Origin of the sequence: Verrucosispora sp. WMMA2044 (assembly GCF_027497155.1) — a bacterium.
Taxonomy (GTDB): Bacteria; Actinomycetota; Actinomycetes; order Mycobacteriales; family Micromonosporaceae; genus Micromonospora; species Micromonospora palythoicola.
In genome coordinates this window covers 3,529,846-3,550,294 of record NZ_CP114913.1, presented here as the reverse complement: position 1 = coordinate 3,550,294, position 20,449 = coordinate 3,529,846, and the positions used below count along the sequence as shown (strand labels likewise).

At 72.2% G+C, this 20,449-nt stretch carries 19 protein-coding genes and 1 riboswitch; of the genes, 8 read left to right on the top strand and 11 right to left on the bottom strand.

The features are described 5' to 3' along the window. Genes O3597_RS16085 through pseB form a run of 5 tightly spaced genes read right to left on the bottom strand, consistent with a single transcriptional unit; the run spans position 1 to position 5,534 of the window. Positions 1-735 carry a glycosyltransferase family protein gene (locus O3597_RS16085; RefSeq protein WP_281601633.1) on the bottom strand — a complete coding sequence of 245 codons (735 nt, stop codon included), beginning with the start codon at positions 733-735 and terminating at the stop codon, positions 1-3. Continuing rightward, complete coding sequence (locus O3597_RS16080; RefSeq protein ID WP_281601632.1) at positions 732-2,549, bottom strand: class I SAM-dependent methyltransferase; 1,818 nt, start codon at positions 2,547-2,549, stop codon at positions 732-734. Before O3597_RS16080 ends, O3597_RS16085 begins: the two co-directional genes overlap by 4 nt. Then, positions 2,546-3,382, bottom strand: coding sequence for a hypothetical protein (locus O3597_RS16075; RefSeq protein ID WP_281601631.1), 837 nt, complete (start codon positions 3,380-3,382; stop codon positions 2,546-2,548). The genes O3597_RS16080 and O3597_RS16075 overlap by 4 nt, the downstream gene beginning before the upstream one ends. Positions 3,383-3,393: 11 nt before the next feature. Then, a complete protein-coding gene (locus O3597_RS16070; protein ID WP_281601630.1) occupies positions 3,394-4,554 on the bottom strand; it encodes a DegT/DnrJ/EryC1/StrS family aminotransferase in 1,161 nt (386 codons plus the stop codon). Further along, positions 4,551-5,534, bottom strand: coding sequence for a UDP-N-acetylglucosamine 4,6-dehydratase (inverting) (gene pseB, locus O3597_RS16065; protein WP_281601629.1), 984 nt, complete (start codon positions 5,532-5,534; stop codon positions 4,551-4,553). Before pseB ends, O3597_RS16070 begins: the two co-directional genes overlap by 4 nt. 268 nt (positions 5,535-5,802) lie before the next feature. Between pseB and O3597_RS16060 the strand changes: the two genes are divergently transcribed. Further along, positions 5,803-7,563, top strand: coding sequence for a glycosyltransferase family 39 protein (locus tag O3597_RS16060; RefSeq protein WP_281601628.1), 1,761 nt, complete (start codon positions 5,803-5,805; stop codon positions 7,561-7,563). A gap of 68 nt (positions 7,564-7,631) precedes the next feature. Here O3597_RS16060 and O3597_RS16055 read toward each other — a convergent pair whose 3' ends face one another. After that, on the bottom strand, positions 7,632-8,192 hold the full coding sequence (locus O3597_RS16055) for a GNAT family N-acetyltransferase (protein ID WP_281601627.1): 561 nt from the start codon (positions 8,190-8,192) through the stop codon (positions 7,632-7,634). A gap of 27 nt (positions 8,193-8,219) precedes the next feature. On the opposite strand from O3597_RS16055, the gene O3597_RS16050 reads away from it, so the two are divergent. Genes O3597_RS16050 through O3597_RS16035 form a run of 4 tightly spaced genes read left to right on the top strand, consistent with a single transcriptional unit; the run spans position 8,220 to position 10,950 of the window. After that, positions 8,220-8,471, top strand: coding sequence for an acyl carrier protein (locus tag O3597_RS16050; RefSeq protein ID WP_093403117.1), 252 nt, complete (start codon positions 8,220-8,222; stop codon positions 8,469-8,471). Continuing rightward, positions 8,468-9,718 (top strand): AMP-binding protein, encoded by a 1,251-nt coding sequence (locus O3597_RS16045; protein WP_281601626.1) that lies wholly within the window; start codon positions 8,468-8,470, stop codon positions 9,716-9,718. The genes O3597_RS16050 and O3597_RS16045 overlap by 4 nt, the downstream gene beginning before the upstream one ends. Next, on the top strand, positions 9,711-10,469 hold the full coding sequence (locus tag O3597_RS16040) for an SDR family NAD(P)-dependent oxidoreductase (RefSeq protein ID WP_164445364.1): 759 nt from the start codon (positions 9,711-9,713) through the stop codon (positions 10,467-10,469). Before O3597_RS16045 ends, O3597_RS16040 begins: the two co-directional genes overlap by 8 nt. Next, positions 10,453-10,950 (top strand): hypothetical protein, encoded by a 498-nt coding sequence (locus tag O3597_RS16035; protein WP_281601625.1) that lies wholly within the window; start codon positions 10,453-10,455, stop codon positions 10,948-10,950. Before O3597_RS16040 ends, O3597_RS16035 begins: the two co-directional genes overlap by 17 nt. Positions 10,951-10,960: 10 nt before the next feature. On the opposite strand, the gene O3597_RS16030 is transcribed toward O3597_RS16035, so the two are convergent. The 5 genes from O3597_RS16030 to O3597_RS16010 all read right to left on the bottom strand — a co-directional run bounded on the left by O3597_RS16030 (position 10,961) and on the right by O3597_RS16010 (position 16,837). Beyond that, entirely contained in the window at positions 10,961-11,908 is a 948-nt protein-coding gene (locus tag O3597_RS16030) for a TerC family protein (protein WP_164445363.1), read from the bottom strand. A 187-nt stretch (positions 11,909-12,095) separates the two neighbouring features. Then, complete coding sequence (locus tag O3597_RS16025) at positions 12,096-13,202, bottom strand: potassium channel family protein (RefSeq protein WP_281601624.1); 1,107 nt, start codon at positions 13,200-13,202, stop codon at positions 12,096-12,098. 52 nt (positions 13,203-13,254) lie between these two features. Further along, positions 13,255-14,307: a pseudaminic acid synthase gene (gene pseI, locus O3597_RS16020; protein ID WP_216592629.1), complete on the bottom strand. Its 1,053-nt coding sequence runs from the start codon at positions 14,305-14,307 to the stop codon at positions 13,255-13,257. Next, positions 14,298-15,422, bottom strand: a complete 1,125-nt coding sequence (locus tag O3597_RS16015; protein WP_281601623.1) for a glycosyltransferase — start codon at positions 15,420-15,422, stop codon at positions 14,298-14,300. Before O3597_RS16015 ends, pseI begins: the two co-directional genes overlap by 10 nt. An 89-nt stretch (positions 15,423-15,511) precedes the next feature. Next, on the bottom strand, positions 15,512-16,837 hold the full coding sequence (locus O3597_RS16010; RefSeq protein ID WP_281601622.1) for a polysaccharide pyruvyl transferase family protein: 1,326 nt from the start codon (positions 16,835-16,837) through the stop codon (positions 15,512-15,514). A 255-nt stretch (positions 16,838-17,092) separates the two neighbouring features. Here O3597_RS16010 and O3597_RS16005 point away from each other — a divergent pair, with 255 nt between their 5' ends. The 3 genes from O3597_RS16005 to O3597_RS15995 all read left to right on the top strand — a co-directional run bounded on the left by O3597_RS16005 (position 17,093) and on the right by O3597_RS15995 (position 20,003). Beyond that, on the top strand, positions 17,093-18,421 hold the full coding sequence (locus tag O3597_RS16005) for an acyltransferase (protein WP_281601621.1): 1,329 nt from the start codon (positions 17,093-17,095) through the stop codon (positions 18,419-18,421). A 111-nt stretch (positions 18,422-18,532) separates the two neighbouring features. After that, complete coding sequence (locus O3597_RS16000) at positions 18,533-19,045, top strand: hypothetical protein (protein WP_281601620.1); 513 nt, start codon at positions 18,533-18,535, stop codon at positions 19,043-19,045. Positions 19,046-19,244: 199 nt separating this feature from the next. Further along, a complete protein-coding gene (locus O3597_RS15995; RefSeq protein WP_281601619.1) occupies positions 19,245-20,003 on the top strand; it encodes a hypothetical protein in 759 nt (252 codons plus the stop codon). Between the two features lie 276 nt (positions 20,004-20,279). After that, positions 20,280-20,420: riboswitch (cyclic di-AMP (ydaO/yuaA leader) on the top strand. The last annotated feature ends 29 nt before the right edge of the window (positions 20,421-20,449 follow it).

The following is a 20,449-nucleotide window of genomic DNA, read 5'->3' as shown; positions in this document are numbered from 1 at the left end:
TCAGCGTTCCTCCAACCGCTTCTGCCGGACGTCGGCGTTGAGCGCGCGCAGCGTCGGCTGCCCGTCCAGCCAGTCGGCGAGCTTGGCCAACGGCACGCTGACGTCACCGAAGTGGTCGGCCACCGCGCGGACCAGCTCCCAGTCCCGGTCGGTGTCGAGGGTGAGGCGCAGCTGCGAACGGTCCGGGGTGAGGGTCACGCCGAGCACCCGGAACACCTCCGGATGCGCGTACGCGTACGAGGTCACGTGCACCCGGTGGTGGTCGGTGGCGAGCCGGTCGACGGTACGCAGCGCGTCCGCCCGGATGATCTCGACGTCCAGCCCCCGGGGGAGGGTACGGGCGATCGACGTGCTGGCGTAGTCCAGTCCCGGCACGGCCCGGTACACCGAGGCGACCAGGCTGACGATCTCCGGGTCCAGCAGCGGACAGTCGGCGGTGAACCGCATGACCGCGTCGGCGGGATGGGCGTCCAGGGCGCCGACGAAGCGGGTCAGCACGTCGTCCACGGGGCCCCGGTGCCAGGCGACGCCGAGCCGTTCGCATTCGGCGACGACCGCGTCGTCACCGACGTCGCTGCTGGTCGCCACCACCAGGTCGGCCAGTACGCCGCTGTCCTGCGCGGCCCGGACCACCCGGCCGAGCACGCTGCGTCCGGCCAGCGAACGCAGCACCTTGCCGGGCAGCCGGGACGACCCCATCCGCGCCTGCACGATGCCGACGATCCGGTCCGTCATTTCTGTTCTCCCTGCTTCGCGGCGATGGCCGTGCGGGCACGGCGTTTGGCGGCGCGGGCGCCGCGCTTGGCCATCCGGGCCGGGGTCAAGGCCAGCCGCCCGACCTTGTAGCTCAGCGAACCGCTCATCAGGTTGATCTTCGCTTCGGCCCGACGCAACGCGCGTTCGCGCGAGGTGAGCAGGTTCTCGGTCCACGTGAGCAGCGCGGTCAGCCGGGTGTTCTCCTCCCGCTGGCGCAGCCACGCCTCGCGCAGCTGCTGGTAGCTGCGCGGGCCGGGCGGCGGGTCGGTCGGGCTGACCTCGGCCTCCGCAGCCGTCGCGCCCTTCGCCATCGCGGCCTCGACGGCGGCCCGGTCGACGTCGCGTCCGGCGACCCCACCGAGCAGCACGGTCAGCCCCGTCACGTCGAGCGTGGAGGTCCACGGGTGGGCGTACCCGCCGGTGAGCAGGTCGGCGGCGAAGCGCCACAGCGTCCGGACCAGCACCACGTCGACCGGCAACGGGGCGTCGGCGCGCCAGCCCCGGTCGAGCACTCCCCAGCGGTCACCGTCGACGACCAGGCTGTCCGCCCCGGCCAGGGCCACCGCCCCGGCGAGCCGTCCCTGCTCGGCCTGGCCGTCGAGCCAGTCGGCGTACCCACGGAGCAGCCGGCGCAGCAGTGCGGTGTCGCGCCGCAGGCATCCGTCGAGCAGCAGGCTGCGCAGCAGACGCCCGTCGGGCACCGGTCCGTCGGGGGCGGCCGGGTCACGGTGGGCCGGCTCACGGCCGGCGTTCGGTGCGTCGGTCGACGGGGCGGGCACGGTGACGCCGGACTGGTGCCAGTGCCAGCCCGGTGGCCCGTCCCGTACCTCGACCACGGTGCCGCCCGCCGTCGCGTCGGCGAAGAAGGCCACCGGCAGCCGGTCGGGTCCGCCGACCCCGGGCGGCGGATCCTCCGGCCGGTCGAGGCGCGGCGGTGGGTCGCCGGAGTCGTCGTCGGTGCCGCCCGACCCGGTGGCCGGCCGGCGCGCGAGCACCAGCCAGGACGGGGCCAGGTCGGCGGCGCGACCGGCGTGCAGGGCGTCCACGGCCAGCCGGGCCGGGTCGGCGAGGACGAACCGGCCGGTGTACCCGTCGGTGCAGGCGGCGTGCAGCACCGCGTCGAACAGTCCGCTGGTGGTGTGCCGGGCCAGCTCGTCGGCGGCCAGCAGCGCGGTGGTCAGGTCGGGACGGGGATACCCGGCGTAGCAGGTGCCGACGCGCATCCCGGCGACGGTCAGCCGTTCGTGTACCTGCGCCAGATTGGCGGGGCGGGCGGCGTCGAGCACGCCACCGACGGTCCACTCGGCGTCGCCCCGGCCGGCGTACCAGCTCTCCGCGGCGGTCAGCCGGTGCACGCCGAGCGGGTTGTCCAGCCGTAGCAGCAGGTCACCGCCGGGGCGGACGGCCGCCACCAGGCGGGCCAGCAGCTCGTCCCAGCCGAGCCGTTCACCCTCGACCGACTCGATCGCGTCCAGCCCGGCGCCGGCGATCACCACGTCGTACTCCTCGCCAGCGGGCAGGCCCCGCGGGCCGGACACCAGGACCCGGTCCACCCGTCCGGCGACCGCTGTCGCGTCCGGGTAGCCGCGCAGCAGGCAGGTGAGCCGGGTGTGGGCCAGCGCGTCGAGCACCGCCGGACCGTGCGGTCCGGCCAGCAGCACCCGGGCGCCGGCCGGCACCAGGCGGGCGGCCAACGCGGCGAGAGGGCCGTCGTCGGCCGGGTCCGTCCGGTCGGACCAGGCGAGCATCTCGCCGCCGGGCAGCGTCACCGCCGAAGCCGTCTCGGTTGTCACGTCGTCTCCTCCTGCGGGTACGACCACCCCAGCAGCTCCCGCAGCGCGGCGGGCGGGTGGCGGTGGTCGGTGCCCAGTTCGGCGTGCGCGATCTCGACGGCGGTCGGCAGGTGCACCTGCTCGCCGTGCAGCTGCGGCCACTGCCGGCGGATCCGGGCGGTGCCGCCGAAGGTCGGGTCCTCGTCGGCCAGCACCATCGGGTCGCCGTACACCGCCGGCTCGCAACCGGCCGCGATGCCGTAGAAGATGGCGCTGGTCAGCCGGTTGGAGGCGACCCGGCGGTGCCGGCGCAGCTCGGCGAGCTGGCGGTCCAGGAACTGTGGGTCGGTGTTGGACCACCAGTGTCCCCGGTAGCCGTGGCAGATCACCCGGAAGCCGGCGTTCTCGTAGAGCCGGCGTACCCGCCGCATCCGGTGTTCGTGCCAGTACAGGCAGACGGTCACCGGGCCGGGTTCGGTGTCCCGGATGCGGGCGATCAGTTTCTTGTGGTCACCCTTGACGTGCTGGCCCTCCCAGCCGTGGAACGGGTACCAGATGGTGCCCTCCCGGTGCGGCGCGGATTCCTCCTCCGGCCGCATGGCCAGCAGGTAGACGAACGGTGCCCCGATCACCGTGACGTTGCGCCGCCCGACCGACCAGGCCCGCCGCCGGGTCTGCTCCGACCAGAGCAGACTCGGCGTGCGCTCGGCGTACGGGTGCCCGGGGGCGAGGCCGTCGCCGATGTTCCAGCCGTGCTGGACGTACCCGTTGATCCGGGGTGGATGGCCGTCACCCAGCCCGGCGTAGCGGGCCAGCACGTGGGCGTGACCGTAGAAGTGGTTGGCGTGGTGCATCGGGCTTTCCTTCAGGCGGCGGACCGGAGCGAGGTGCCGCGCAGGGCCGCAGCCAATGCGTCGATGACGCGCTCCTGGTCGGCGTCGCGTAGTCCAGGGTAGAGCGGCAGCGACAACTGCTGGGCGTAGAAGGCCTCCGCCACGGGGTAACTGCCGCGCCGGTAGCCGAGATCGGCGAAGGCCGGGTGCCAGTGCGCGGGGATGTAGTTGACCTGTACGCCGATGCCGGCGGCGCGCATCCGTTCGTAGATCTCGCGGCGGCGGCCGTCGAGCACCCGAATCGGGTACAGGTGCCAGGCCGGTGCCGCCCAGTCGCGCCGGCCGGGGACGAGCACGCCGGGCAGTTCCGCGAGCGCCTCGTCGTAGCGGGCCACCAGTTCGGCGCGACGGGCCAGGAAGGCGTCGAGGCGGCGCAACTGGCTACGGCCGAGCGCGCACAACACGTCCGGCAGTCGGTAGTTCAGGCCGAACTCGTGCACCTCCTGGTGCCAGCCACCCTCGTCCGGCCAGCGCAGCTCGTCGGGTTCCCGGACCAGCCCGATGTTGCGGAACCGGCGGGCCCGGGTGAGCAACCGCGCATCGGTGGTGGCGACCGCGCCGCCCTCGGCGGTGGTCAGGTTCTTGGTCGGGAAGAACGAGAACGTGGTCAGGTCGGCAAGCGATCCCACCGGCCGGCCCCGGTAGGTGGCACCGATCGAGTGGGCCGCGTCGGCGAGCAGCAGCGCGTCGCTGCCGTCGAGCGCGGCACGCAGCGCGTCGTAGTCGGCCGGGTGACCGGCGTAGTCCACCGCGGCGACGACCTTCGTCCGCCCGGTGGTCGCCGCGGCCACCGCAGCCGGGTCCAGGGTGAACGTCTCCTCCTCCACGTCGGCGAAGACGACCCGGGCACCCAGGGCGACCGCGCTGCTGGCGGTGGCCACGAACGTCATCGGCGGCACGATCACCTCGTCGCCGGGGCCGACACCGGCCGCCGCGTACGCCACGTGTAGCGCGGCGGTGCCGTTGGAGACCGTCGCCACCCCGGCGCCACCGGCCCACGCAGAGATGTCCGCCTCGAAGGCGGTCACCTCCGGGCCGGTGGTGAGCCAGTCGCTGCGCAGGGCGGCGACCACGGCGGCCACGTCGTCGTCGGTGACCGACTGGCGTCCGTACGGAAGAAAAGACGAACTCATGCCGCGATGCCGAGCATCTCACGCAGCTGGGGCACGGTGAGCCACTCATCGTTGGTGTCCGACTGGTACGCGAAGCCGTCCGCCACCGGCTCGCAGCCGACGGGCGGCTGGTAGCCCCAGGTGGCGATGGTCGGCTGCACGATGAACCGGTCCTTGGCGATCAGCGTCCGCCGGCTGTCGTCCGGGGCGATCATCTCCTCGTGCAGCTTCTCGCCGGGCCGGATGCCGATCTCATGGGTGGTGGCGTCCGGGGCGACCGCCTCGACCAGGTCGAGGATGCGCATGCTGGGGATGCGGGGGACGAACAGCTCGCCGCCCTGCATCTGGTCGAACGAGTCGATGACGAACTGCACGGCCTGGTCCAGGGTGATCCAGAAGCGGGTCATCCGCTTGTCCGTGATCGGCAGGCTCTTGCCCTCGGCGGCGAGCCGACGGAACAGCGGAACCACCGAGCCCCGGCTGCCGACCACGTTGCCGTAGCGCACCACCGCGAAGCGGGTCGGGTGCTGTGCCGCGTAGTGGTTGGCGGAGATGAACAGCTTGTCCCCGACCAGCTTGGTCGCGCCGTACAGGTTGATCGGGCTGGACGCCTTGTCGGTGGAGAGGGCCACCACCTTCTGCACACCGGCCTCGATCGCCGCGTCGACGACGTGCTGCGAACCGGTGATGTTGGTGGCGATGAACTCCGACGGGTTGTACTCCGCGGTGTCGACCTGCTTGAGGGCGGCGGCGTGCACGACGTAGTCCACGCCGTGCATGGCCCGGGTCAGCCGGTGCCGGTCGCGGATGTCGCCGATGAACCAGCGCAGCCGATGGTCGTCGCCGAGCTGCTGACGTAGCTCGTACTGCTTGAGTTCGTCACGGGAGAAGACCACCACCCGGGCCGGATCGGTATCGGCGAGGAGATGCCGCAGGAAGGTCCTGCCGAAGGAACCCGTTCCCCCGGTGACGAGGATGGACGATCCGTTCAGCTCGCTCAACTTGGTGCTCCCGTGTGTGTCGGATTCGCGGTCGGCCTGGGCCGGCCGGGTGGGAACGCTAGACGCGGCGGGTTAACGGGCCCGAGCCCTGCGGTTAACCACGTGCCGTGCGGCGGTGAATGGCCGGCACCCGGTTGGCGAACACCTGCCGTCGTCGCGGCGTGCCCGCCGACCTGCGTCGACCGGGCCGTTAGCGTCTCGACCCGACCGGGAACCGTGGCGCGTTCGGACGGCGGCTGCCGGCCCGGCCGTGTCGTGGGAGGAAACAATGACCGTCGAAGCCGAGACGATCCGGGCCGAGGACCCGGACGGGCCGGTGGACCGGCGGGCAGCGGCCTGGCCCGACCGTCGCCGCTGGTTGCTGCCCCTGCTGCTGGTCGGCGGCTGGCTGCTGGCGACCGCGTGGCGGATCTGGTTGGCCCGCCACGCCAGCATGCCGTTCGCGCACACCGACGAGGACAGCTACCTCAACACCGCACGCGCCCTGGCCGGCGGTCCCGGGGGGTTCAGCAGTGAGAACGAGACCCTGCGCCGGATCGGCTACCCGCTGCTGATCGCGCCGGCCTTCCTGCTGGACCGGGAGTTCCTCGACACCTACCTGCTGGTACGGGTGATCAACGCGGCGCTGAACGCGACGGTCCTGCCGCTGGCGTACCTGCTCGGTCGCCGGCTGTTGGGGCTGCGATCCGGTCCGGCGCTGGCGGCGGCGGTCGGCGCGGCGACCTTGCCGGCGGTGGCCTTCCACGCCACGGTGGCGATGACCGACGCGGTGCTCGGGCCGCTGCTGCTGGCCTGGCTGCTCGCCGTGCACCGGCTGGTCGACCGACCCGGGCCGGTCGCCGCGGCGGTGTGCGGTGCCCTGGCCGGCGCGGCCCACCTGGTGCACTCGCGCGGCGTGGTGGTCGTCGCCGGATCCGCGCTGCTGGCCCTGGCACTTCTCGTCCGCCGTCGGCTGGGCCCGGTGCCGCTGCTGGCGGCGGTGCTGCCGGTGGCGGTCGCGGCGCTGGGCAACGAGGCGGGAGTACGACTGCTCGGCGACACGGTGCACCTGCTCGGCAACCCGGCCAGTGGCAACGCCGTACGGGCGCTCACCTCGGTCCGCGGCCTGTCGCAGGTGCTGGCGTCGGTCGGTACGCAGCTGTGGTACCTGACGGTGGTCACCTTCGGGCTGGCCGGGCTGGCCGGTGCCGAGGCGGTGACCAGGGTGTGTCGCCGGGGCGGTGACGCCGCCAGGTGGACGCTCGGGATGGCCCTGCTGACCACTGTGGGCGTCGCCGTCGGCGCGGAGGTCGTCCTGGCCGGTGTGCCGGACCGGGTACCGGACGCCATCTACGCCCGCTACGTGCAGGTGTTCGCCCCGTTCTGGCTGCTGGTCGGCGTCGGGCTGCTGTTCGGCGCGGCGTACCGTCCGCTGCTGCGCCGGGTCGGGGTCACCGTGCTGCTGCTGGTGGTGGGCGGGGCACTGATCCGGCTTCGCCTGGACCACGCCGAGGCCCGGGGCGCGCGGCTGCGCTGGGGTGGGTTCAGCGCGCCGGACCTGATGGCCCTGACCGGCGGGTGGCGACAGATGCGTCCCCTGGTCGGCTCCGCGATCGGGGTCGCCGGTTGCCTGCTGCTGGTGCTCGTGCTGGCGATCCGCCGGCCGGCCGCGCGCACCGGCCTGCTGGCGGTCGTGCTCGCCGCGCTGGTCGTGGTCAACGTGGCGACCATGCAGGTGATCACGCAGCGGTTGATCCGCCCGCTGGCGGCGGCCGGCACGCCCGTGCCCAGCGTGACCGGGCTGGGGGTCCGCGCACCGGAGCGGGTCGCCGCCTCCACCGGTGTGCCCTACCAGCTCCGGTTCAACCTCAGCCACCAGGTCACCTGGACCGAGGTGCCGTGGTTCCGGGACCGGCCGCCGGCCGAGGCGGAGGTGGTCTTCGCCCGCTGGGCGCCCGGCGAGCCCGGTGACTGGGACGGCGCGCGGTACGGCTTCGTCCGGTTGGGCGGCGACCCGCAGCGGCAGTGGGCCGCGTGGCGGCGTCGGTGACAATCCCGCAGTAATGGCCAACGCAACTCGTCGGCCACGTGAACAATGCGTGGACGGAATGCCAAGAATCAGCGAACGCGGCGGTTGGCGCGCTCCAGGGAAATGGGGATGACGGTGATTTCCCGGCCGTCGTGCGTCTCCTGACGACCGGGCCCCTCGACAAAACGGAAGCGACGGTTCATCTGGCGCACCGCCGTGTTGTGGGCGAGCACCTCGCCCTCGAGCCGGTCCAGGGCCAGCACGTCGAAGGCGTGGTCGACCGCCTCCCGCATCACCTCCAGCCAGGCCGGCAGCGTGTCACCCCGCTCGGCCAGCCCCTCGGCGTCCAGGTAGAAGCCCCAACCGCCGGTACGCGGGCCGGACATCCGCAGGTCGAAGTAGCTGACCGCGCCGCTGGGCACGCCGTCGCGCAGGTAGGTCAGCACCCGGCGGGTGGGGTCCTGACGGACCGCCGACCACCACCGTCGGTGCTCCTCGACGGTGATGACGTGACTGGTCTTGCTGACCTGTCGGTTGATTTCCTGATTACGCCAGGACAACATCAGGTTAACGTCGTCCTCGGTGGCGTCACGCAACACGTACCGCTCGCTTTCCGCTCCGTTTACCTGGTCACCGGGCACCCTAATCACGATTCACCTGGCTGTACACTCCGCCGCATGAAGGAATTGAGTCGGGCGCAGATTCGCGACCTCATGGGCGAGGTTCTCAAGAACCAGGGCAAGGCGTTGCCCGCCGACGACGCCGCCGATCTGCGCGAGGTCGGTTTCCGGTCGCTGGACTTCTCCGAGTTGGCGCTGCGCGTCGAGGACGCCACGGGGGAGGAGTTGAACTTCGACGCTCCCGGGCTGCGCCGGATCGCCACCGTCGGCGACGTGCTGGACTTCCTCGTCGAGTTGCAGCGGCAGTGAGCGTCGAGACCGCCGCGCCGGCCCCCGTCCATCCGGCGGGGGCGGACAACCGGATCGTCGTCGACGGTGCCACGCTGACCTGGCGTGACCTGCCGGAGCTGACCCTTCCGGGGCCTGCTGCCGCGCTGGCCCACTCGGCCCGGTATGCGCTCGCGGCCGCCCGGCACCACGCCGTGCACGGCACCGAGCTGCTGCTCAGCACCGCCAGCCGGGTCGACGCGGCGATGCGCGCGGAACTGCGCGACGCCGGGTTCGCGGTCACCGAGCTGGACGCCCCGACGGCCGGGGACGCGACGGCGCCCGCGGCGCGGGCCGCCGAGCCCGGTCGGCTGTGGCTGCTGACCTCCGGCTCCACCGGTCGTCCCAAGCGGGTGGGGCACACCCTCGAATCGCTCACCACCGTGCGGGGGCAGCAGCCGGCGCGGACCTGGCTCTGCCCGTACGCCCCCGGCACGTACGCCTGGTGGCAGGTGGTCACGCTGTCGCTGACCCAGCCGGGTCAGCACCTGGTGGTGGTGGAACCGGACCAGCTCGACGACTGGCCGGCGCTGGCGGCCGAGCACGGTGTGGACGCCGCCTCCGGCACCCCCACCTTCTGGCGGCGGGCCCTGCACCGCGATCCGGCCGGGCTGGCCCGGGTGCCGCTGCGTCAGCTGACCCTCGGCGGTGAACCGGTCGACCAGACCATCCTGGACCGGTTGCGGGAGGTGTTCCCGGCGGCCCGGATCTCCTGGATCTACGCCTCCTCCGAGGTCGGCGCGGCCATCGTGGTGCACGACGGGCGGGCCGGGTTTCCGGTGGACTGGCTGGACCGGGCAGCTCCGGGCCGTCCCACGATCGGGGTGCGTGACGGGGAGCTGGTGATCACCTCGCCGTACCACGGTGCCGGGCTGGACGGTCCGGTCCGCACCGGGGACCGGGCGCAGGTGAGCGGTGACCGGGTGCTGATCACCGGTCGGCTCGACGCGGACGAGATCAACGTCGGTGGCAGCAAGGTTTCCGCCGGTGTGGTCCGCGACGTGCTGACCGCGCATCCGCAGGTGGCCTGGGCCCGGGTCACCGGTCGGCGTGCCCCGCTGCTCGGCCACATGGTCGTGGCCGAGGTGGTACCGACCGCAGGCGCCAAGTTGGACGAGGCGACGTTGGTGCGCTGGTGCGCCGACCAGCTGCCCGAGTACGCGGTCCCGCGGCGGATCCGTGTGCTGACCGAAATTCCCGTCAAGGAGACCCTGAAGAGCGATGTCTGACCCCACCACCCTCGCCCGGCCCGTACCGCCCAGCTCCGTGGTGCTGGTTTCGGGCGGATCCCGCGGCCTCGGCCTCGCCATCGTCACCGACCTGCTCGATTCGGGCCTGAAGGTGGCGGCCTTCGCCCGTACCGTCACACCCGAGTTGGCCAAGCTCGCCGACGCCCACCCCGAGCGGACCCACGTCGGCTCGGTCGACGTGACCGACCTCGCCGCCGCGCAGGCGTTCGTCCGGTCGGCCGAGGAGCGGCTCGGTCCGATCGACGGCCTGGTGAACAACGCGGCCGTCGGGCAGGACTCGCTGCACGTACACACCGCCACCGCCGACATCGCCCGGATCATCGAGACCAACCTGACCGCACCGTTGCAGCTCACCCGGCTGGTCGTGCGGCGGATGCTGGCCCAGGGGCGGCGTGGGCGGATCGTCAACATCACCTCGATCTGCGCGCAGCGCGGCTTCCCGGGCCTGGTGGCGTACTCCGCCACCAAGGGCGGGATGGACGCGGCGACCCGTTCGCTGGCCCGGGAACTGGGCGGGCGGGTACTGGTCAACGCGGTGGCGCCGGGCTTCTTCGCCTCGGAGATGTCGGCGGTGCTCGGCCAGACCCAGCTCGACCAGATCGTGCGCCGTACGCCGACCGGTCAGCTGACCGAGCCGGAGGAGGTGGTGCCGGTGGTGCGGCTGCTGCTGCGCGACCAGACGAACATCAACGGCCAGGTCATCGTGGTCGACGGTGCCGCCTCGATCTGATCCGCCGCACCCGTTGTCCCGCACCTACGAAGGTGCGGGACAACAGGTCTCCGCCCTGCTCGCCGCCGCGCCACGACACCTGCGGGTGGCGGCGGTGGCCGACTCCGGTGCCGCCGTCACCCGCAGCCATCTCGGCGACGGACGTTGTGTCGGCTGGTACGCCCCGCCGGTGCCCGGCTGGCGGGTCGCGATCGACGCCGAGCGGGCCGCCGCTGCGCTACCCCCCGCGCTGGCCCGACGGTTCGGGTCCACCGACTTCTGGGGCCGGTGGACCCGGGTGGAGTGTCTGGCCAAGCTCGCCGAGGTGCCGGTGGCCACCTGGTGGCACCGGCACGGCCTGGAGGTGCCGCCCGGCACCGCCTGGCTGTGGCGCACCCTGCCGCTGGATGACCTGGTCGTCACCGTCGCCTTCACCACCGCCACCCCCATCGAGCGGGAGTCGGGCACTTTCCCGGATGTTGCGGTGTCCGGCGCCGGTTGAGACCGCACCATCAGGGAAGTCGTGCGGGCTCCGGCGTCTCCGGGCGCGAGCTGGTGCTGCGCAGGCTCCAGGCGATGGACACCGCGATCGTCGCCACGATGACGCCCAGGGTGACCGGGATGGGCAGCTTGCCGACCGGGGTCTCGGACAGGATGAGCTTGACCCCGGCGAAGGCCAGCAGCACCGCCAGGCCGTAGTGCAGGTGCACGAAGCGGCGGAGCAGGCCGGCGAGGCAGAAGTACAGGCTGCGCAACCCGAGGATCGCGAACGCGTTCGCGGTCCACACGATGAACGTGCTGGTGGTGATGGCGAGGATCGCCGCGACCGAGTCGACCGCGAAGATCAGATCGGTGGTCTCGACCGCGATCAGGACCACGAACAGCAGGGTCGCGACCCGCCTGCCGTTGATCCGGGTGAAGAACCGGTCGCCGTGGTACGCCGGATCGGTCGGCACGAGACGGCGTACCAGGCGCACCACCGGGTTGCGGTCCGGCGGGGTCTGCTCGCCGTGTTGGAACGCCATCTTGTAGGCGGTCACGATGAGGAACGCACCGAACAGGTACGCGGTCCAGAAGAAGGTCTCCAGCAGTTCCGCGCCGACGAAGATGAACACGAACCGGAACACCAGCGCACCGATGACGCCCCAGAACAGGACCTTGTGCTGGTACGCGGCGGGAACCGCGAAGTAGGTGAAGATCATCGCGAAGACGAACACGTTGTCGATGGACAGCGCCTTCTCGATCAGATAGCCGGCGAAGTAGGTGCCGGCCACGTCACCGCCCTGCCACGCCCACAGGACCACCCCGAAGAGCAGGCCGGCGGCGATCCAGATGCCCGACCAGGTCGCGGCCTCGCGGAAGCCGATGACGTGGTTGTCACGGTGCAGGAACAGGTCGATCGCCAGCATCACGGCGATCGCCAGCATCAGCAGGGCCCAGACCCACCAGGAGACAGACACCGGAAAGACCTCTCGTCCGGCCGGACGCGGCGTCCGGCGTCGCGGGACGAAGGTCTCCCCGGCCACCGGTGTGGTGGCCGCGCCACCGGGGCCCGGATGGGCCGGGCCCGTACTGACGGTGGCGCGCAGTGCGTCGGGTACTCCCCCTCGAACTACGCACCATTATTCACGAAGCATGCTTCGTGCGTCAAGGCCGCTCCGGCTCGTCCGGCCGGGCCACCCCGATCGGTGGTCCGTCGCGGGTGACCCCGAGCACCGACCAGCCGCGCAGCGCCGCGAGGAACGGCAGTGACCGGGAGAGCACCTCGTCGACGAACCTGTCGCCGTCCGGTGGCCGATCGAACCGGGGCCCCAACTCGTCCCTAAGCCGCGCGTGCACGCGGCGGAGAACCTCGTCGGGATGCGCGTCGGCCGCCGCCGGATCGCTGGCCGCCGGCAGCAGATGACGGCCCAGGTAACGGCTGGCGATGGTGTCCTGAAGGCGCAGCAGGGCGTACGCCAGTTCCTCCGCCCGGGGGCGCAGGCCGCGCCAGGGATCGCACCTGGCGGCCAGCAGGGCCGCGACGGTGACCGCGGCGATCTGCTCCAGGGCGGGCTCGATGTCGTAGTCCCGGCGGCGGGGCCGGTAGGTGAGGGCGACAAGCGGATACCGACGGACGGTGTCGTCGACCTCCCGCAGGCTCGCCGCCCAGGCCGTACACCGCTCGCGGGCCACGTCGACCCCCTCGTCGGTCAGGCTCCGGGTGAGCAGGCCCACCCCGTCGGTGCCGCGAACCTGGTCGTGAATGGTGAGCGCGAACCGGTTGCGGACCGTCAGCCCGGTGATCAGCTCGATGAGATAGGTGGCCAGCGCGGCGAAGAAGCCGAAACCGAGGGCGGCGGCGGTCACGGCGAACAGCTTCTGCGGCCCGGTGTCCGGGGTGAGGTCGCCGAAGCCGAGCACGGTCAGCAGCCCGGTGGCGTAGTAGAGGGCGTCGACGAAACCGGCCGGCCCGTAACCGGCGACCCGGTGGTAGCCGTCCAGGTTCGGCCAGACGACGAGTGCGACCCCGAGCACCAGCGGCCCGAGCCAGGCGAGGAACGTGCCGGTGACCAGGACCGGCCCGGCCCAGACCAGCGGCGTGCGGCGCGGCGTGCGGCGTCGGCCGGCGGTCAGCGACGAGGCGCGCCAGACCAGCCGCCGGACCGTACGGGCGATCGGTCCCTCCGCGTCCGGATGCAGGACGGTGAGCCAGACGTCGACCACCACCACGGCGATCAGTGCCAGGCCCGCCGTCACCGCTACCAAGGTCATACGCAGAGGTATACCCGTCCGCCGGTGATCGTCACGACGCGCCCCGGCACCGTCAGATGAGGTCCCAGCTCAGTGCGGTGCCACGGGCCACGTCGGCGGTGAACCGGCGGCCCAGCACCCGGTCGATCTCGACCGGGGGGAGCCCACCGGCCGGTCGGATCGAGCGGACGTTGTGCACCGTCACCTCGTCTCCGGCCCGCACGTCCGCCACCACGTACAGCGAGCGCCGGAAGCGCAGGCCCTCCTGCTCGGCGGGGGTCGGCCCGACCGCCGTGCCGCCCAGTGCCGCGTACGCCCGCTCCGACTCGACCACCAGGGCGGCCAACTCGGTCGGGTTGAGGGAGAAGTCGGAGTCCACCCCGCCGTCGGCGCGGTCCAGCGTGACGTGCTTCTCGATGAAGCAGGCGCCGAGCGCCACCGAGGCGACCGGCACCCCGATGCCGGGGGTGTGGTCGGACAGGCCCACCGGCACGCCGAACGCGTCGGCCAGCACCGGGATGCGGCGCAGGTTGCTGTCGGCCGGCGGTGCCGGGTAGGAGGCGGTGCAGGCCAGCAGGATGATCCCACCCGCGCCGCCGTCGCGGGCGGTGCGTACGGCGGCGTCGATCTCGGCGAGGGTGGCCATGCCGGTCGAGATGACCATCGGCTTGCCGGTGGCCGCCACCAGCCGGATCAGCGGCAGGTCGACCAGCTCCGACGAGGCGATCTTGTACGCCGGGGCGTCCAGCTCCTCCAGCAGCTCCACCGCGGAGGCGTCGAACGGGGAGGAGAAGACGGTCAGCCCCAGGGCGCGGGCCCGCTCGAAGATCGGCCGGTGCCACTCGTACGGGGTGTGCGCCTTCTCGTAGAGCCGGTACAGGTTCTGCCCACCCCACAGCTCGTGCCCGCCGGAGATGCGGAAGTCCGGCGTGTCCACGTCGATGGTGATGGTGTCCGGCCGGTACGTCTGGAGCTTCAGCGCGTGCGCACCGCTGGCCGCCACCGCGTCCACGATGGACAATGCCCGGTCCAGGTCGCCGTTGTGGTTGCCGGACATCTCGGCGACCACGAAGGGGCGCTCCCCGGTGCCGACCAGATGCGATCCGATCTTGAACGTCATTCCGATCCGTTTCCGTGCGTGTTTACCAACGTGCGATCTCGGGTCGGGCCGTCCGCTGCCGGGCCCGTCCCGGCCGTCGTGGGATCCCCACCGGTGCCGCCCCGCAACCGGCCGGCGAGCCGGTGGGCTCGCCGCAGCGCCGCGTACGCCAGGTAGCTGTCGCGGCCGACCAGCCGGTGCTTGAGCCCCGACACCCCACCGGGGCGGGGGTAGCCGCCGCTGGGCAGGTACCTGCGGTAGTGCGCGGCGACCCGGCGGAAGAAGTCCCGGCGCAGGTGCGGATGCAGCCGGTCGTCGTTGCCCACCACCACCAGGAAGTGGTTCACCATCAGGTCGAACAGCTCGGCGTGCCAGCGTCCGTCGGGATGCCGTCGCCGCAGCCAGGCGAAGAGGCGGTCGTACTGCTCGAAGGAGTCGAAGTGCCGCCCGCTGCGGGTCGAGGTGATCGCGCCCTGGCGACCCTGGCGGTACAGGTAACAGACCCGGTCTAGCACGCTGATGCGCTCCGCGCCGACGAGCAGCGGGTGGCTGAACGGGATGTCCTCGTACCAGCCGGGGTGGAAGCGCAGCCCCAGCTCGGCCAGGAACTCCCGGCGTACGACCTTGTTCCAGGCGGTGTGCTGCACCCGCAGCAGTTGCGGGCGGTCGGCCAGCCGCACCACGCCGGGGGTTGCGCGCAGCAGTCGGCTGCTGGCGTCCACCTCCTCGCGCCCGCATTCGTGCACGCGCAGGTGGTCGACCATCATCACGTCGGGGCGGTCCGCCCGCAGCCGGTCCAGCACCGCCGGGATCGTGCCGGCCGGCAGCCAGTCGTCGCTGTCGACGAACCAGACGTACCGGCCGGTGGCGACGTCCAGGCCCGCGTTGCGGGCCGGCCCGAGGCCGACGTTGCGGGCCAGGTGCAGCACGCGCAGCCCGGGATGCTCGGCGGCGTACTCGCGCAGCAGGTCACCGCACCGGTCCGGTGAGGCGTCGTCGACGGCGACCACCTCGACCCGCGCCGCCTCGTCAGCGGGAATGTCGCCGTGGATCGAGTCCAGGCACTGGCGCAGGTACGCCTCGACGCCGTAAACCGGCACGACGATGCTCAGCAGCGGCGTTGGCGTCGGCTGTGTGACCACCCGGAAACAATTGGCCACCCGGGTGGACAGACCTGGAACCTGACGTGACCGCCGACGGTTCAGTAATTGAACAGCCGGCCGGCATCAGGTTAACGGCTGAGGATGCGGCGTACCGGTGCCGGAACAGCCTTCTTGATCCGGGCCTTGAACCGGTCCGGGCGCTGCTGCTGGACCTGCTCGCGGAGTTCGGTCTCCCGGTCGCGCAGCCACTGGATGCGTTCCAGCAGCACCTCCGGTGCGGTCGCCAGCGCAGGCCGGACCGCCGGCGGGAAGGTCGTCGCGCGGACCTGGGCGTCGAACGCGGCCGGGCTGTCCCCGTGGGCGAAGGAGTTGTCCAGATCGTGCTTGGCGAGGAAGGCGAGCATCGTGGCGAAGCGCGCCTTGTGCCCGTTGACCATCCCGGAGTAGTCGGCCTCGTCGTACAACTGGGCGGCGTCGACGTCCTTCGGCACGTCCCGCATGGCCCGGTGCGGGATCTCGAAGTACCGGGCCAGTTCCAGGGTGCGCGAGTCGTGGGCGAACAGGTAGCCGGGTGTGCCGGCCAGCAACGAGACAATCGTGCCGTGGATGCGGGTGCCGAAGTTGAAGTCGAAGCCGGTGAGGTAGTCGATCCAGGTCCACGGGTCGACGAACATCCGCACCTTGTCCTCTGCGAACAGCGGGTGCGAGGTGTGCAGCGGGATCGCGCTGGTCTTGCCCCGGTCCTCCGGCGCGTCGCCGTAGAGCAGCGTGCCCAGGGTCTTCACGTCCTGCGGGATGTAGCGCAGGTTCGGGTAGCGCTGCTGGTGTGACTGGATGATCTTCGCCATCGACTTCACGTACGGCGAGACGGTCAACGCGATCCGGTCGTCGGTGCCGAGCGTGGCCTTGCGCTTCTCCACCGGCAGGGTGTCCCCGTGCAGGAACATCGACGGGCAGCCGATCTCCTCGACGGCGGAGAAGCCGAGCGTACGCAGGTAGCTCGCGGTGATCTCGCCGCGTACCCCGATGCTGTGCGAGCGGTCGAGCACCGCGCGGCAGAACCGGCTGACCGACTCGTCGATCGGTCGCAGGTACTCCCGGTCACCGTCGACGTTGGTCTGCACGCCCACGCCGAGCACCACGACCGGAATCTTCAGCCGCTCGATGAGGTTGCTCATCGCGTCGACCCGGTGCGCGTAGCTGCGCCGGAACGCGTTGGCCAGCGGCACCACGAAGACGTCGTACTCCTCGTTGATCCGGTCCGCGGCGCGCGGGTTGACCACGCCCCGGTTGGAGGTGATCTCGACGCCGGGCGCGCCCAGCAGCTTGTGCGCGGCGTGGCTGAACACCAGGTTGCCGACGTTGTCCCCGATCAGGTTCCGGTCGAACGTCTCCTCCGGGGAGTTGACCTCGAAGGGATCCTTGCGGGCTCGCATCAGAATCCGCTGGTGCATCGCTGGCTCTGCCTCTCCTCGGTGCGTCCGCCCCCACGCCCACCGGGTCGCCAGGTAACGGGGTGGTGTACCTCTCGGGTCTCGGAATAGTAGGCCACGAGGCCGGCAGATGACACCTGCGGCGGTTGCGGGAGGTCTGTACTGATCTGTGGGTCAGTGCCCGGGTGTGTCCGGTACGCCACCGCCGCCCGGCCGCAGACAGCCTGCGTGCCACGCCGTCCAGGTGGACCGAGGTTCAGTGGGTAGGGTTCCGGAGTGACCAGCACCATCACCGTCGATCGACCGACGCCCGCCGCCGCGCCCGGGTACGCGAGCCGCTTGCCGTCGCTGACCGGTCTGCGGTGGATCGCCGCGCTGCTGGTCTTCGGTTTCCACGCCGGCACCATGCGCATCATCGCCGACCCCGGCCCGCAGGCCGTGGTGGGGGAGATCTTCACCCTGGGCCTGTCCGGGGTGCAGTTCTTCTTCATCCTCAGCGGTTTCGTGCTGGTCTGGTCGATGCGGCCCGGCGCCTCCCGCCGCCGGTTCTGGCGGCGACGACTCGCCAAGATCTATCCGAACCACCTGGTGCTGTGGGCGCTGGCCATGCTGGCGATGCTCTGGTTCGCCGACCCGATCAACCCGGTGGCGGCGCTGGAGAACCTCTTCCTCGTCCAGGCCTGGGATCCCCGCCCCGGCCACTTCTACAGCGTCAACAACGTCAGCTGGTCGCTCTCCTGCGAACTGTTCTTCTACCTGTGTCTGCCGTTGGCGCTGCCGGCGGTGCGACGGGCCCGACCGTGGCTGCTGTGGGCCGTGGTGATCGCGGTGCCGCTGCTGACGCTGGCGCTCTGGCCCGGGCAGGCGCTGGTGCCGGAGCAGAGTCGCTGGTGGTTCACCCAGGTCTTCCCGCTGGTCCGTTCGCTGGAGTTCTGGATGGGCGTGGCCGCCGCCGAACTCATGCTGCGCGGTCGCTGGCGGGGGCCACGACTGCCGCTGGCCAGTCTGATCTTCGTCGTGACCTGGGTGGCGGCCGCTCAGTGGATCCGGGCGGAATTCTGGGCGGCACTGCTGTCGGCGGCGTACGTCCTGGTGATCGCCGCGGCGGCCGACGCGGACGTGCACGGGCGGCGCTCACCGCTGCGCTCCCGACCGATGGTCTGGCTGGGTGAGGTCTCCTTCGCCTTCTACCTGGTGCACGTCTTCGTGATCATGACGATTCTGCGGGTGACCGGCGACTGGGGCACGGGCCTGCCCGGCTGGTGGGGCCCGGTCGCGGTGTTCGGCTTCCTGCTGCTCACCCTGGGACTGGCCGCGCTGTTGCACCGGTACGTGGAACAGCCGATGATGCGCCGCCTGGCCCCGTCCCGGCCGCCACGACCCGGCCGGCAGAACGGCGCGGCGCGGTCCGCGACGTCGGATGGCGGGTGGTCCACGACGCCGGGTGGCACGGCGCGAGCCACGGAGTCGAACGGTGCCCCGCGATCCGGGACGCCGGGCGGACCGGTCGTGGACGGGCTGCCGCGCCAGCGGGTGTCCGGTGGCAGCGACCCGGACCCCGCCACCGGCCCGGAGCAGGACCGCCCCGTCCATCAGGGACGGTAGGCGGCCGGCAGGCTGACCTGCGCGTATCGACGTACGTGGCCGACTCGCCGGACGGTACGACACGCCCGGGGACCGGTGTGTGCGGGCGGGCGGTGGCGGTAGCGTGACGAGGTGCCTCCCGCCGCGCCCGCCCGTCCGCTGTGGTGGTTGGCGCGCTGGGCCGCGCGGCTGCTGACCGGGCTCGCGGTCGCCGCCGCCTTCACCCTCGGCGCCTGGGCCCTGCCCGACCAGTCACCCGCCGCCGCATCGCCGGCCGCCGCCGTCGCACCGGACCTGGCCCGCGAAGTCGCCGCACCCCTCGACCTGGCCGGTCTCGACCTGGTGACCGGCCTCGACCCGGTCGGCCTGGCGACGCCGACCGTGCGCGGTGCCGGTGGCGCCGACCTGGCCGGGGTGTCCGCGTCGTCCACCGGACCGCGCGCTGCTGACGCGGCGGAGGCGACCGGGTCGCCGATCGCGCGGGACGCCGGTGACTTCGCCGGGTCCGGGATTCCCGCGATGCCACCGGCGGCCGGTGGCCAGCCCGGGCTGACGGCGCTCGACAGCGGCACCGCCGGCGTCACGCGGGGGTCGCCGGCTCGGGTGACGGGTGTCCGAGTCGCCCGCGCCCCACCGCACGCCTGATCCTGGCGACCCTTTCCGCGCCTCCAGACCGCGCCCGGCCGCGCCTCGGCGCCGAGCACGGCCAGCCCGTCGCCGCCGGTCGCGCCGTCGATGCTCGCCATGACCGGCGGCACCGCCCGCCAACCCGGCAACCGCGCCGCAACGCCATCCGCTGCCGGTACGACCACCGACGCCGTACCGATGTCTTTGAGGTGCCGACATGGAGAAGACCGTTCTCTACCAGTTCCTGATCGAGGTGCCACGCGCCGCCGCCATCTGGTCGGTTCTGCTGGTGCTCGCGCTGGGCGTACTCACCGTGCTGGTCGCCCGCCCGGAGCCGGCCGGGCCGGTGGAGAAGACCACCGACCAGGATGCGGTCCGCGCCGCGACCGAGGAGGCCGACCTGCGCCGATACGCCGGGGAGGTGGCGGTCGCGGCAGCCGGTGCCGGGCAGAACGCCGAGCGACGGCGTACGGCGTGGCGGGTGGCCCAGGCGGAGCTGGACCGCGCCTGGGCCGCGTACGACCAGGCGGAGGCCGCCGCCCGTCGGCTGGCCGGCGTCACCGGGCTGTCGGCCCCGCGCACCCCGCGCACCCCGGCCGAGTACGCGGCTCGGGAACGCTGGCTGCACCGGGCCGCGATGGCTGCCCACTGGCGCGGTGACCTGACCGCCCGACAGCTCACCGACGTGCTGGCGCACCGGTCCGGTTGGGACCCCCGACGTCACCCGGCCGAGCAGGAGGCGGTCCTCGCCCGGGTGGTGCGCGACAACCGTCTGGCCGCCTATCGATCGGCCGCCGAGCGGGAGCGTGACCTGTGGCGGGCGGCGGAACTGGCCACCGAGGCGGCCCGCAGCCTCTCCGCCGAGGCGTACGCGGCCGCCGAGCGGCTCCGACCGACCCGACCGCCCGTCTCCGGTCGAGCCACCGCCGGGCGGCCCGACCTGGTCCCGCGCTGGCGTCCGGCTCGGCTCGGCTGAAATTCCGTGAGCTGGGTCACATTGCTCGAAATTCGGTCACTGTTCGTAGGTGAGGCGATTACCGCAGTAATCCCCGGCGAGATTTTCCCCTGCCGTCCGGTTGTCACCCGAAGGCGCCCGGGATGCCGTCGGTCCCATTGAGTGACGCCAGTTCCCGGTTACCCGAAAATTGCCTGGCTCGATCATGTTTAAGCAGGTCAGAGCGGGTTGGCTTCGAGGTGACCGGCCAGTAGTGTCAGCGCGTCCGGTGCGGTAACCGATCGCAGGAAGCGACGCCGTACCGACCCGCTCAATCGTGAACTCACGAACCGGGGACCCACTGCACCACTGGGGTGAATCCGCGAGCCTCGGCCCGCGGTAGGGCGACTTCCCGCCCGAATCCGTCAGCTAACCCGGTCGGCGGTGACGGAAGGAGTACCAACCCTCGTGCAGTCCGATGTGATTCC

Bases quoted from the DNA above. Each gene is read 5' to 3' on its own strand.
- O3597_RS16085 (WP_281601633.1), bottom strand. From the start codon at position 735: ATGACGGACCGGATCGTCGGCATCGTGCAGGCGCGGATGGGGTCGTCC.
- O3597_RS16070 (WP_281601630.1), bottom strand. From the start codon at position 4,554: ATGAGTTCGTCTTTTCTTCCGTACGGACGCCAGTCGGTCACCGACGAC.
- O3597_RS16025 (WP_281601624.1), bottom strand. From the start codon at position 13,202: ATGACCTTGGTAGCGGTGACGGCGGGCCTGGCACTGATCGCCGTGGTG.
- O3597_RS16060 (WP_281601628.1), top strand. From the start codon at position 5,803: ATGACCGTCGAAGCCGAGACGATCCGGGCCGAGGACCCGGACGGGCCG.
- O3597_RS15995 (WP_281601619.1), top strand. From the start codon at position 19,245: ATGGAGAAGACCGTTCTCTACCAGTTCCTGATCGAGGTGCCACGCGCC.
- O3597_RS16075 (WP_281601631.1), bottom strand. From the start codon at position 3,382: ATGCACCACGCCAACCACTTCTACGGTCACGCCCACGTGCTGGCCCGC.
- O3597_RS16010 (WP_281601622.1), bottom strand. From the start codon at position 16,837: ATGCACCAGCGGATTCTGATGCGAGCCCGCAAGGATCCCTTCGAGGTC.
- O3597_RS16040 (WP_164445364.1), top strand. From the start codon at position 9,711: ATGTCTGACCCCACCACCCTCGCCCGGCCCGTACCGCCCAGCTCCGTG.
- O3597_RS16050 (WP_093403117.1), top strand. From the start codon at position 8,220: ATGAAGGAATTGAGTCGGGCGCAGATTCGCGACCTCATGGGCGAGGTT.